The organism is Quisquiliibacterium sp. (assembly GCF_982640115.1).
In genome coordinates this window covers 1-11,558 of record NZ_CEXFHW010000129.1, presented here as the reverse complement: position 1 = coordinate 11,558, position 11,558 = coordinate 1, and the positions used below count along the sequence as shown (strand labels likewise).

The window sequence follows — 11,558 nt, the reverse complement described above, 5'->3', positions numbered from 1 at the left end:
GGGCACGCTCGCGCTTTTCGGGGTCGATGTCGGGCGCCAGTCGCCCGAGCGGCGGCGCGCGCTCGGCCTGCATTTCGTGCCCGAGGAGCGCATCGGCCGCGGCGCGGTGCCCACGCTATCGCTGGCCCAGAATCTGCTGCTCACCCGGCGCGACGCGGTGCGCGCTGGCGGCTGGATCGCGCGCAGCGCGCTCGCCGCGCAGGCCCGGGCGGTGATCGAGCGCTTCGGCGTGAAGGCTGCCGGCCCGCAGGCCGCGGCCCGCAGCCTGTCCGGCGGCAATCTTCAGAAGTTCATCGTCGGCCGCGAGGTCGACGCCCAGCCGCGGGTGCTGATCGTGGCCCAGCCCACCTGGGGCGTCGATGTCGGCGCCAGCGCGCAGATCCGCGGCGCGCTGCTCGCGCTGCGCGATGCCGGCTGCGCGGTGCTGGTGGTCTCCGAGGAGCTCGACGAACTCTTCGAGCTCGCGGACCGCCTGATGGTCATCTCCCGCGGGCGGCTGTCGCCGCCGGTGGCCCGGGCCGATGCCACCGTGGCGCTGATCGGCGAGTGGATGAGCGGCCTGTGGCCGGGTGCGCCGAAGCCCGAGACCGTGGAGGCGGCACCATGATCGTCCTGCAGCCCCGTCCCGAGCCCTCGGGCCTGATGGCCTGGCTCTCGCCGCTGATCGCCCTGTGCATCACGGTGGTGGTCGCCGCGCTGCTGCTTGCCGCACTGGGCAAGGACCCGGTGCGTGGCCTGCAGATGTTCCTGGTCGAGCCGCTCAATGGCCTGCGCGGCGTGAGCGAGGTCGCGCTCAAGGCCACGCCGCTCATCCTGTGCGCGATCGGGCTGGCGCTGTGCTTCCGCTCCAATGTCTGGAACATCGGCGCCGAGGGGCAGTTCCTGCTCGGCGCCATCACGGCCGGCGGGCTGGCGCTCTGGTTCAGCGCCAACCAGATCGGCATCAACCGCTGGGCCTTCTTTCCGCTGGCCATCCTGGCGGGCGCGCTGGGCGGCATGTTCTGGGGCGGCATCGTCGCGCTGCTGCGCGACCGCTTCAATGCCAATGAGATCCTGGTCAGCCTGATGCTGGTCTATGTGGCCAACCTGCTGCTGTCCTGGCTGGTGTTCGGGCCCTGGAAAGATCCCAATGGCTTCAACTTTCCGCAGACCATGAGCTTCGCGGCCGACACCAACGCGCCGCGCATCGTGCGCCACCTCCGGGTGCACTGGGGGCTCGCGGTGGCGCTGATCACCGCGCTGGTGGCCTGGGTCTATCTCTTTCGCACCTTCGGCGGCTTTCAGCTCCAGGTGGGCGGGCTCGCGCCCTCGGCCGCGCGCTATGCCGGCTTCTCGTCGCGGCGCGCCCTCTGGACTGCACTGCTGGTCTCCGGGGGCCTGGCCGGCGTGGCTGGCGCCTTCGAGGCCACCGGTCCCATGGGCCAGCTCACGCCCCATGTCTCCACCGGCTACGGCTTCACCGCCATCATCGTCGCCTTCGTCGGCCGGCTCCATCCGCTGGGCTGCGTGCTCGGCAGTGTGCTGCTCTCCATGTTCCTGATCGGCGGCGAACTCTCCCAGTCACGGCTGGGCCTGCCCTCGGCGCTCACCGGGGTCTTTCAGGGCGTGCTGCTGTTCTCGCTGCTCACCTGCGACACGCTCATCCATTACCGGCTGCGCTGGCAGTCGCGCGCCGCCGCGTCGGGAGCATCGGCATGAACGAGTTCGCGCTGCTGATCGCCGCCACGCTCTCGGCGGGCACGCCGCTGGCCATCGCCGGCCTGGGCCTGCTGGTCAACGAGCGGGCGGGGGTGCTCAACCTGGGCGCCGAGGGCATGATGCTCATCGCCGCGGTGGCCGGTTTCGCGGTGGCCTTCCACAGCGGCAGCGACACCCTGGCCTTTGCCGCCGGGGCGCTCGCCGGGGCGCTGGCTGCCGCGATCTTCGGGCTGCTCGTGATCTGGCTGAACACCAACCAGACCGCCACCGGCCTGGCGCTGTCGCTCTTCGGGGCGGGCTTCTCGGCCTTCGTGGGCATCGGCTATGTCGGCAAGAAGCTCGGCGAGCGCAGCAACCACGCCATTCCCGGTTTGTCCGACATCCCCTTCCTGGGCACGGCGGTCTTCCGTCAGCACCCCATGGTCTACGGCGGCATCGCGCTGATGCTGCTGATCGCCTGGGTGCTCTACCGCACCCGCGCCGGGCTGGTGCTGCGTGCCATCGGCGAGTCGCCCGACTCGGCGCATGCGCTGGGCTATCCGGTGCGCACGCTGCGTCTGGCCGCGGTGATGACCGGCGGTGCATTGTGTGGCGTTTCTGGTGCCTATCTCTCGGTGGTCTATGCACCTTTGTGGGTTGAGGGTATGGTGGCCGGTCGGGGTTGGATCGCGCTCGCGCTCACGCCGTTTGCCACCTGGCGACCGGCACGGGTATTGCTTGGCGCCTACCTGTTCGGCGGCGTGACCATGCTCCAGCTGCAACTGCAGGGCCGGGGCGTGCACATCGCCAGCGAGTTCATGTCGATGCTGCCCTATCTGGCGACCATCGCGGTGCTGGTCCTGATCTCCCGCAACCCGGCCTGGATCCGCGTCAACATGCCCGCCTCGCTCGGCAAGTCCTTCATGCCGGGTCATTGATCCGTTTTTCACATCAACTTCGCATCAACCACCCTCAGCACCTCAGGAGTCACGATGAAGCCTTTCGGAAGACGTTCCCTCCTCAAGCACGCCGCGCTGTCGGTCGTGGTCGCCACGGCGGCGCTCGCCGGCTGCGGCAAGAAGGAGGAGCCCAAGCCCGCCGCCCAGGCCCCGGCCGCCGCCCCCGCCCCGGCGCCCGAGCCCCTCAAGATCGGCTTCATCTATGTCGGCCCGGTCGGCGACGCCGGCTGGACCTTCGCGCACGACAACGGCCGCAAGTACATCGAAGAGAAGTTCGGCGACAAGATCAAGACCACCTTCGTCGAGAAGGTGCCCGAGGGCCCGGACGCCGAGCGGGTCATCCGTGACCTGGTCGCCCAGGGCAACAAGGTGATCTTCGCCACCAGCTTCGGCTACATGGACGCCATGGAGAAGGTCGCCAAGGATCACCCCGAGGTGAAGTTCGAGCACGCCACCGGCTACAAGACCACCGACAACCTCCGGGTCTACGAGGGCCGCTTCTACGAAGACGCCTACATGGCGGGTGTGGTCGCCGGCCGCATGACCAAGTCCAATGTGCTGGGCTTCGTCGGCTCCTTCCCCATCCCCGAGGTGCTGCGCAACATCAACGCCTTCACCCTGGGCGCCAGGAGCGTGAATCCCAAGGTCACCACCAAGGTGGTGTGGGTGAACACCTGGTTCGATCCGCCCAAGGAGGCCGAGGCCGCCCAGTCGCTGATCAACGCCAAGGCCGATGTCCTGCTGCAGAACACCGACTCGACCGCCGTGCTCCAGACCGCCGAGAAGAACGGCAAGTTCGCCTTCGGCTGGGACAGCGACATGAGCGCGTTCGCGCCCAAGGCGCACCTTGCCTCGTGCGTGCTGACCTGGGGGCCGTACTACGAGAAGACGGTCAACGATGTGCTCAACAAGACCTGGAAGACCGAGGTCACCAAGTGGGGCACCAAGGAAGGCATGAACGACTTCGTCAAGATCGCCGACTTCGTGCCGGCCGAGGTCAAGGCCGAGGTCGACAAGATCAAGGCCGGCCTGAAGGATGGCTCGTTCGCGGTCTTCAAGGGCCCCATTGCCGACAACACCGGCAAGGAGCGCCTGGCCAAGGACGCCACCGCCGATGACGCCTGGAAGGGCGGCATCAACTTCTATGTGAAGGGTGTCGAGGGCAAGGTGCCCTCGGGCAAGTGATCGGGGCTGCATGCCGATCCTGCTGAACGCCGCCTGCCGGTGACCGAAGACTCGCTCTGGTTGCCGGTGGCGGCCGCGGCAGACCTGCCCGCGGGCGGTCTGCTGCCGGTGCGGGCGCTGGGCCGCGACATCGTGGTCTGGCGCACCGCCGGCGGCGTGCTCGCCGCCGCCCATGACCGCTGTCCGCATCGCGGCACCCCGCTCTCGATGGGCCGGGTCTGCGATGAAGACCTGGTCTGCCCCTACCACGGCTGGGCCTTCGCGCCCCAGGGGCGCTGCACCCGCATACCTTCCATGGCGCGCGCCCCGCTCGGCGAGCGTCAGGCGCTGTCTCTCGTGGTCGTGCGTGAGCACCTCGGCATGGTGTGGGTGCGTTTCGGCGCCACCGCCCACCACGCGCCCTTGCTGGCGCAACCGCCCGCCATCACGCCGCCCGCCGGGCCTGGCATCCGCCAGGCGATCTGCGGGCCCTACACGGTCAACACCAGTTTCGGGCGGGTGATCGAGAACTTCCTCGACATCGCCCACTTCGGCTTCGTGCACCCCGGCACGCTCGGCGATGCCGAGCACACCCTCATCACCGACTACACGGTGACCGACCCTTCACCCGCCACCGGCCTCGAGGGAATCGATGTGCGGGTCTGGCAGCCGCGCAGCAACCTCAATGCCGACCAGGGCGCGCAGGTGCGCTACCGCTACCAGGTGGTCTCGCCCTGGGTGGCCCTGCTCGAGAAGTGCCCCGAGGGCTGGCAGGACTTCGCCGAGATGGTGGTGATGCTCGCCCTGCCGGTGGAACCCGCGCTCACCCGGGTGTGGTTCATCCTGGCGATGTCGGCCGGCGATCGCACCGATGCCGAGATGCGGGCCTTCCAGGAAGGCATCTTCGGCGAAGACCGCGGCATCCTCGAGGCACAGCGCCCGGCGCTGCTGCCGCTCGACCCCGACACCGAGGTGTCGTGCGCGGCCGACCGGCTCTCGCTGGCCTACCGCGAGTACCTGCGGCGGCTGCCGGTGAACTTCGGCACCCTCATCCAAACACCGCCGTTGTCTGGTGGCTGACGCCCAGCGGGCGTCCCTGCGCGGTCCACAGCCGTGCGGTCTGGCTGGTGTAGCCCTGCGCGGCATGACGGGTCTCGGTCTGCAGCAGCGTCCAGTCGGCCGGGTCGCCCTCGCGCGGGTCGGCCAGCCATTCCAGCAGCCAGGTGAGTGAGGCGCCCGGCGCCGGCCGGGTCAGCCGCGAGAGCACCGGCGAGGCCGGCAGATCGGCCAGCGCCACCCGACAGGCCTCGCGGCCGGCGGCATCGGTGGGCCAGGCCGGTGCCTCCGCGTCCAGCGGCTGCTCGCGCAAGCGCGCCCACACCGTGGCCGGCCGCGCGGGCTGACCGCTGAAGGGCAGCGCGCCGCCCGCCCAGCGCATCTGCCAGTGCTTCAGGAAACCCGGCATGCGATCGGGCAGCCAGGGCGCATCGTGAAGGGTCTCGATCGGCTTGACGCCGGCGGGGGCGGGCATGTCGTGCTCGGCGAGGGTCTCGCGCCCGGCGCCGTAGAGGCCCACCGCCAGGGCGGCCACGCGCCCGGCGCTGATCAGCCGGCACTGCGCGTGCGTGATCGCGCGGCCCTGGCGCAGCACCGAGGCCTCGGCCTGCACGGGGCCCGCCTGGATGGCCGACACGAAGGTGAACTGCAGCGCCCGCATCGGCAGCTCGGGCCCCACCGCCGCACGCATGGCCAGCGCGGCCAGTGCCCCCTGGATGCCGCCGAAGGCCACCCGGCCCTGCAGCCAGTCATCGGTCATGGCCGTGTCGAGCACCACCCCGGGTTCGGCGGGTGATGCCGTGGCGGTGATCGGGGCTTGGGCGAAGGCGCGAAAGGGCGTCATGACGAGGTGGCGATGCGGATGGGCAAGGATGGGATGGCCTGGCGCTGCGGATGCCGGCCGCTGTCAGGACTTCGCGCGGCGGGTCTCGCTCCAGCCGAGGTACAGACCGCTGGCCACGATGATCGCCGCGCCCGCCCAGGTGCTGATCGAGGGCAGGTTGTCGAACACCAGCCAGCCGAAGAGGCCTGCGCCCACCAGCTGAAAGTACTGGAAGGGCGACACGATGTTGGCCGGGGCGTCGATCATGGCCCGCGCCACGCAGTAGTGGCCCAGCCCGCCGAAGATGCCGAGCGCCAGCAGCATGAGCACATCGGTGAGGCGATCGGGCATGGTCCAGAAGAAGGGCACCACCAGCGACATCAGCACGCTGCCCACCATGGCGCTCCAGATCGCCGAGGTTTCGGCGCGATCACCGCCCGCCACCTTGCGGGTGAGCACCTGATAGGTGGCGTAGCACAGCGAGCTGCCCAGGATGAGCAGCGAGGACCACTGGAACACATCGCTGCCGGGTCGCACCACCACCAGCACGCCGGCAAAGCCCACCAGCACCACCACCAGCCGGTTGGCGCGGATGGGCTCGCCCAGGAAGGGTACCGCGAGCAGCGTGACGAAGAGCGGCGAGAGGAAGCTGATCGCGGTGGCCTCGGCCAGCGGCACGGTGCGCAGGGCAATGAAGTAGAGCGTGGTCGAGCACAACTGCAGCAGCGAGCGCGAGAACTGCGTGCCCGGCGAGGGTGTGCGCAGGATGCCCAGGCCGTGGCGCGGCAGAAAGAGCAGGCCGATGAAGATGAAGTGTCCGAGGGTGCGCGCCCACACGATCTGCACCGATTCCAGGCGCGCGCTGAGCAGCTTCACCAGCGTGTTCATGCACGAGAACAGGCTCACCGCGATCAGGATGAACAGGATGCCGCGCAGCACGCGTGCGGCCGGGCGCGACACCGGTGTCGCGGGCGGGCGCGGGGCGGCGGCGGGCGGGTTCATGGGGGCCTTCTGCGGGGGGGCGGGCGGGGGGCGGGCGCAGCGGGTGGCGAGACTGCCCTGCAGGGGCGCGAAAGGGACTGCCGTGCGCTCGGGTACGATTCTCCGCCCGCTGGCTGCTCCCGCCGCGCGGGCAATTCCGAATCCGGGAGCCATGTCGAGGACAACCATGTCGAAAAACCTCACCCGCCGCGGCCTGCTTGCCGCGGCGCCCGCGCTTGCCGCGCTCACCGCCCTCCACCCTCGCCAGGCCTGGCCGGCGCCCCCGGCAGGGCCCCTGGAGGTGGGTTTCCTCTATCCCACGCCACTGCTGGCCGCGGGCTGGAGCGCCCAGCACGACGAGGGCCGGCGCCACCTCGCGCAGGCTCTGGGCGATCAGGTTCGCACCCGCCATGTGGCCTCGGTGGCCGAGGGGCCCGACGCCGAGCGCGTGCTGCGTGAACTGGTCGCCGACGGTTGCCGGCTGATCGTGGCCGCGAGCTTCGGCTACCTGGAGTCCGTGCTGAGGGTGGCGGCCGATCATCCCGGCACGGTGTTCGAGCACATCTCGGGCTATCGCGCCACGGCCAATGTCGGCTTTGCCAACGCCCGCTTCTACGAGGGCCGGTATCTCGCCGGTCTGGCCGCGGGCGGGGTCAGCCGCTCGGGCGTGGCCGGCTATGTGGCCGCGTTTCCCATCCCCGAGGTGGTCCAGGGCATCAATGCCTTCGCGCTCGGGCTGCGGGCGGCCAATCCCGCGGCCAGCCTCAAGGTGATCTGGACGCAGTCCTGGCACGACCCCGGGCGCGAGCGCGATGCCGCGCAGGCCCTGCTCGGGCAGGGCGCCGATGTGCTCACCAACCACACCGACTCGCCGGCGGTGCCGATCGCCGCCCAGGCCGCCGGCCGCTGGTGCGTGGGCTATCACAGCGACCAGCGCGCGTTCGCGCCCGAGGCGCAGCTCACCGCGGTCACGCATCACTGGGGCGAGTTCTACACCGCGTCGGCCCAGGCGGTGATCGAGGGGCGCTGGCGCAACTCGGCGCTGTGGGGCGGGGTGCGTCAGGGCATGGTGCGCCTGGCGCCCTTCGGTGCCGCGGTGCCCGCCGCGGTGCGCCGCCAGGTGGCCCTGCACCAGGCCGAGCTCGCCGCGGGCCGCGGCCATCCCTTCGCCGGCCGCCTGGTCGACAATGAGGGGCGGGTGCGGCAGGCATCGGGCACGCTTTCCGATGACGCGCTCGCCCGCATGAACTGGTATGTGCAGGGTGTGCAGGGACGACTTCCGGGGGGCTGATGGACGCATACCGCGCAGCGCTGCTGCGATTCGACGAACTCGACCAGCCGCAGCGGCTCGATGACGCGCTGCTGGTGGTGAGCGAGGGCCGCATCCTCGCGGCAGGGCCTTTCGCCGAGGTGGCCGCGCGCCACCCCGGCCTGAGCTGGTCCGACTGGCGCGGCCGCACGCTGGCGCCCGGCTTTGTCGATGTGCATGTGCATTTCCCGCAGATCGATGTCATCGGCTCGCCGGCCGACGGGCTGCTGCCCTGGCTCGAGAACTACACCTTCCCGCACGAGGCGCGCTTTGCCGACCCGGTCTATGCCGCGCAGATCGCCGAGGTGTTCCTCGACGAGCTGCTGCGCCATGGCATCACCACCGCCATGACCTACTGCTCATCGCACGCCGCCAGCGCCGAGGCCTTCTTCGCCGCGAGCGAGGCGCGCGGCCTGCGCATGGTCGCCGGCAAGTGCCTGATGGACCGCAACAGCCCCGAGCCGGTGCGTGACGATACCCACCAGGGTCTGCGCGACTCGCAGGCCCTGATCGAGCGCTGGCATGGCCGCGGGCGGCTGGGCTACGCGCTCACGCCGCGCTTTGCGCCAAGCTGCACCGATGCGCAGATGCTCGGCGCGGCCGAGCTCGCCCGCGCCTATCCCGGCACCTGGGTGCAGACCCATGTGGCCGAGAACCATGACGAGATCGCCTGGGTGCGGCAGCTCTATCCGAGCGCGCGCAGCTATCTCGATGTCTATGACCGGCTCGGCCTGCTGCGCGAGCGCAGCATGTACGCGCACTGCATCCACCTCGATGGCGAAGACCGGGCCCGGCTGGTGGCCAGCGGCGCGAGCGCGGCGGTCTGCCCCACCTCCAACCTGTTCCTGGGCAGCGGCCTCTTCGACTTCACCGCGGCGCGGGCCGCCGGTTTCCACTGGGGCCTGGCCTGCGATGTTGGCGGCGGCACCTCGTTCTCGCCGTTTCGGACCATGCTGGCCGCCTTCGAGGTGGCGCGGCTTTCCGGGGTCACGCTGTCGCCGGGCGAGCTCTGGTATCGCCACACCCTGGGCGCGGCCCGCGCGATGGGCCTGGGTGATCGGATCGGCAATCTCGCGCCCGGCCACGAGGCCGACTTCCTGGTGCTCGATGACCGGGCCACGCCGCTGCTGGCGCGGCGCACCGGTGCCGCGAACAGCCTCGCGGAGTGGCTGTTCGCGATGATCGTGCTGGGCGATGACCGCGCGGTGAGCGCGGCGCTGGCGCAGGGGCGTCTGGTGTCAGGCCGTCTGCCGGCCTGAGCTCAGGCGAACAGCGCCCCGAATCCGTCCACCGGCTCGAAGCGGTCTTCGCGGAACACCAGCCGCGAGGGGCCGGGCATGGCGCGCGCGCTCACCGGATGGGCCGGGTCTCCGGGGTAGGCCACCACCCTCAGGCCGTCCATCTTCAGCGGCTCGGGCTGGATGACCGGCGGCGGGCGCGAGCCGGCCTCGCGCAGCACCGAGTCGACATCGGCGTGCCGCGCGAGCTGCGCCAGGCTCATGATCTGCGGCGGCGCGAGGCTGATCTCGCGCGCCCAGTAGCGCTCGAGCGCGGCGCGCGGGGCAAGCCACTCGCTCTCGGTGGTCTCGCGGTCGTCGTGGCGGGCCACCGCATCGCCGGACACCTTCACGGCGAAGAAGCGGGTATCGAAGCGCTTGCTCTGCACCGACGGGATGATCGGCGTGATCCAGCGCGTGAAGGGCACCAGCCGGCCCACGGCGAGATGGGTGTCCAGGCGCTCGAGGAGCTCCGCAAAGCCCAGGCCCTCGCGGGCGAGTTCGCTCGCGCGCGCCGCATCGGGCGGCCGGGGGCCACCGGCGAGCAGCAGCCCGGCCTCCTCGAAGGTCTCGCGGAGCGCCGCGATGAACATCGAGGCGGCGGTCTCGGGGGCGAGCTCGGGCTCGCCCAGCGCGGCATGCAGCGCCGGCGCGGGCCGGTCGGCGCGGGCGAGCAGCGCGGGCGCCGCGTCGTCCTGGTCGACCTTGCCGCCGGGGAACACATAGGCGCCGCCGAGCACATCGGACAGGCCGTGCCGGCGCACCATGAAGACCTCGGGGCCGTGCGGCCCGTCGCGCAGCAGCATGACCGTGGAGGCCGGGCGCGGCGGGGTGGTGACGATGTCGTGATTGAGTTTCATGCGGTCATGGTGCCACAGGCGTCCGGGGCGCCCGGTCCATCAGATCGGATGGCGATGATGGAACCACTGCCGTATCAGCAGCACCGAGAGCAGGTAGGCCACCACCAGCGCCCCGAGCACGGCCATCAGCGGGCCCGGCAGCGGCACGAAGCCGAAGCGCGCGCCCAGTGTGGTGAAGGGCAGCAGCGCGCCCAGCGCCACCACCGACAGCGAGGTGGCCACGAGCAGCGGATGGGCCCGGCTCTTCAGCGGGTTGCCGCGGGTACGGATCACGAAGATCACCAGCACCTGCGTGCACAGCGACTCGACGAACCAGGCGGTCTGGAACAGCGCCGCGCCGGCCTCGAAGCCGCGCAGCAGCACCGCGAAGGTGAGCAGGTCGAACACCGAGCTCACCGGGCCCACCGCCAGCATGAAGCGGCGGATGGCGTCGACATCCATGGCATGCGGCCGGCGGGTCTGGTCCTCGTCGACCGCGTCGAAGGGCAGGGTCACCTCCGAGAGGTCATAGAGCAGGTTGTTGAGCAGCACCTGCGTGGGCAGCATCGGCAGGAAGGGCAGAAAGAGCGCGGCCACCGCCATGCTGAACATGTTCCCGAAGTTGGAACTGGTGGCCATCATCAGGTACTTGGTGATGTTGCCGAAGGTGCGCCGCCCCTCGAGCACCGCCTCGTGCAGCACCTGCAGGTCCTGGCGCAGCAGGATCACATCGGCGGCGGCCTTGGCCACATCCACCGCCGACTCCACCGACAGCCCGACATCGGCGCCGTGCAGCGAGGGCGCGTCGTTCACGCCGTCGCCGAGGTAGCCCACCACATGCCCGCGGGCGCGGATGGCCTGGATCACCCGCAGCTTCTGCGCCGGGTTGACCCGGCAGTAGAGGTTGGCGCCTTCCACGCTCGCGCGCAGTGCGGCGTCATCCATGGCGGCGATCTGCGTGCCGGTGAGCACACCGCGCACCGGCTGGCCCAGTTGCGCGCAGACATGGCGGGCCACGCGGTCGCTGTCGCCGGTGACCACGCGGATGTCCACGCCGCTGTCGCGCAGGGCGCGCAGCGCGTTGCCCGCGCTCGCCTTGGGCGGGTCGAGGAAGGCCGCGAAACCGGCCAGCACCAGCTGCGACTCGTCATCGACCACCGCGTGCGGATGGTCGATGGCCACCGGCCGCGAGGCGATCGCCAGCACCCGGAAGCCCTCGTCCTCGAGCGCGGCGCAGGTGGCGCGCGCCGCGGCCAGCCCGGCCTCGTCGAGCGGCAGCGGGCCATCCGCCGTGTCATGCCGGGTGCACAGGCGCAGGATGTCATCGGGCGCGCCCTTCACCGCCAGCAGCCGCGCGCCCGCGTGCTCGAGCAGCACCGACACCCGTCGGCGCTCGAAGTCGAAGGGCACCTCGTCGATCTTGAGCCAGCCCTCGGGCGGCAGCGGCTGATGCTCCAGGATGGCCTCGTCGAG

Annotated in this window: 11 protein-coding genes; 7 read left to right on the top strand and 4 right to left on the bottom strand. The window is 70.9% G+C overall.

Annotated elements, in window-relative coordinates:
* The 5 genes from AC2H6A_RS13855 to AC2H6A_RS13835 all read left to right on the top strand — a co-directional run.
* The coding region (locus AC2H6A_RS13855) for an ATP-binding cassette domain-containing protein (protein WP_484274186.1) at nucleotides 1-607 on the top strand (607 nt) is incomplete at its 5' end.
* Nucleotides 604-1,698, top strand: coding sequence for an ABC transporter permease (locus AC2H6A_RS13850; RefSeq protein WP_484274185.1), 1,095 nt, complete (start codon nucleotides 604-606; stop codon nucleotides 1,696-1,698). The genes AC2H6A_RS13855 and AC2H6A_RS13850, both read left to right, overlap by 4 nt.
* Nucleotides 1,695-2,615, top strand: coding sequence for an ABC transporter permease (locus tag AC2H6A_RS13845; RefSeq protein ID WP_484274184.1), 921 nt, complete (start codon nucleotides 1,695-1,697; stop codon nucleotides 2,613-2,615). The genes AC2H6A_RS13850 and AC2H6A_RS13845 overlap by 4 nt, the downstream gene beginning before the upstream one ends.
* A 54-nt stretch (nucleotides 2,616-2,669) precedes the next feature.
* Nucleotides 2,670-3,821: a BMP family ABC transporter substrate-binding protein gene (locus AC2H6A_RS13840; RefSeq protein WP_484274183.1), complete on the top strand. Its 1,152-nt coding sequence runs from the start codon at nucleotides 2,670-2,672 to the stop codon at nucleotides 3,819-3,821.
* A 39-nt stretch (nucleotides 3,822-3,860) separates the two neighbouring features.
* Nucleotides 3,861-4,880: a Rieske 2Fe-2S domain-containing protein gene (locus AC2H6A_RS13835; protein WP_484274182.1), complete on the top strand. Its 1,020-nt coding sequence runs from the start codon at nucleotides 3,861-3,863 to the stop codon at nucleotides 4,878-4,880.
* On the opposite strand, the gene AC2H6A_RS13830 is transcribed toward AC2H6A_RS13835, so the two are convergent.
* Together AC2H6A_RS13830 and AC2H6A_RS13825 are read right to left on the bottom strand one after the other, a co-directional pair.
* Nucleotides 4,849-5,700, bottom strand: a complete 852-nt coding sequence (locus AC2H6A_RS13830; RefSeq protein WP_484274181.1) for an acyl-CoA thioesterase — start codon at nucleotides 5,698-5,700, stop codon at nucleotides 4,849-4,851. The two genes, AC2H6A_RS13835 and AC2H6A_RS13830, sit on opposite strands and share 32 nt — an antisense overlap.
* A gap of 63 nt (nucleotides 5,701-5,763) precedes the next feature.
* Nucleotides 5,764-6,681, bottom strand: a complete 918-nt coding sequence (locus AC2H6A_RS13825) for a DMT family transporter (protein ID WP_484274180.1) — start codon at nucleotides 6,679-6,681, stop codon at nucleotides 5,764-5,766.
* 166 nt (nucleotides 6,682-6,847) lie between these two features.
* Here AC2H6A_RS13825 and AC2H6A_RS13820 point away from each other — a divergent pair, with 166 nt between their 5' ends.
* Both AC2H6A_RS13820 and guaD read left to right on the top strand, forming a co-directional pair.
* Entirely contained in the window at nucleotides 6,848-7,951 is a 1,104-nt protein-coding gene (locus tag AC2H6A_RS13820; protein WP_484274179.1) for a BMP family ABC transporter substrate-binding protein, read from the top strand.
* Nucleotides 7,951-9,228, top strand: a complete 1,278-nt coding sequence (guaD, locus tag AC2H6A_RS13815; protein WP_484274178.1) for a guanine deaminase — start codon at nucleotides 7,951-7,953, stop codon at nucleotides 9,226-9,228. Before AC2H6A_RS13820 ends, guaD begins: the two co-directional genes overlap by 1 nt.
* A 2-nt stretch (nucleotides 9,229-9,230) precedes the next feature.
* Here the strand turns inward: guaD and AC2H6A_RS13810 are convergent, their stop codons facing one another.
* Both AC2H6A_RS13810 and AC2H6A_RS13805 read right to left on the bottom strand, forming a co-directional pair.
* Entirely contained in the window at nucleotides 9,231-10,106 is an 876-nt protein-coding gene (locus AC2H6A_RS13810; RefSeq protein ID WP_484274177.1) for an NUDIX hydrolase, read from the bottom strand.
* Between the two features lie 39 nt (nucleotides 10,107-10,145).
* Nucleotides 10,146-11,558, bottom strand: a 1,413-nt coding sequence (locus AC2H6A_RS13805) for an HAD-IC family P-type ATPase (protein ID WP_484274176.1), incomplete at its 5' end; no start/stop codon positions are given.

Excerpts from the sequence above, each read along its gene's own strand:
- AC2H6A_RS13825 (WP_484274180.1), bottom strand. The coding sequence starts at position 6,681 with ATGAACCCGCCCGCCGCCGCCCCGCGCCCGCCCGCGACACCGGTGTCG.
- AC2H6A_RS13850 (WP_484274185.1), top strand. The coding sequence starts at position 604 with ATGATCGTCCTGCAGCCCCGTCCCGAGCCCTCGGGCCTGATGGCCTGG.
- AC2H6A_RS13830 (WP_484274181.1), bottom strand. The coding sequence starts at position 5,700 with ATGACGCCCTTTCGCGCCTTCGCCCAAGCCCCGATCACCGCCACGGCA.
- guaD (WP_484274178.1), top strand. The coding sequence starts at position 7,951 with ATGGACGCATACCGCGCAGCGCTGCTGCGATTCGACGAACTCGACCAG.
- AC2H6A_RS13840 (WP_484274183.1), top strand. The coding sequence starts at position 2,670 with ATGAAGCCTTTCGGAAGACGTTCCCTCCTCAAGCACGCCGCGCTGTCG.
- AC2H6A_RS13810 (WP_484274177.1), bottom strand. The coding sequence starts at position 10,106 with ATGAAACTCAATCACGACATCGTCACCACCCCGCCGCGCCCGGCCTCC.
- AC2H6A_RS13845 (WP_484274184.1), top strand. The coding sequence starts at position 1,695 with ATGAACGAGTTCGCGCTGCTGATCGCCGCCACGCTCTCGGCGGGCACG.
- AC2H6A_RS13820 (WP_484274179.1), top strand. The coding sequence starts at position 6,848 with ATGTCGAAAAACCTCACCCGCCGCGGCCTGCTTGCCGCGGCGCCCGCG.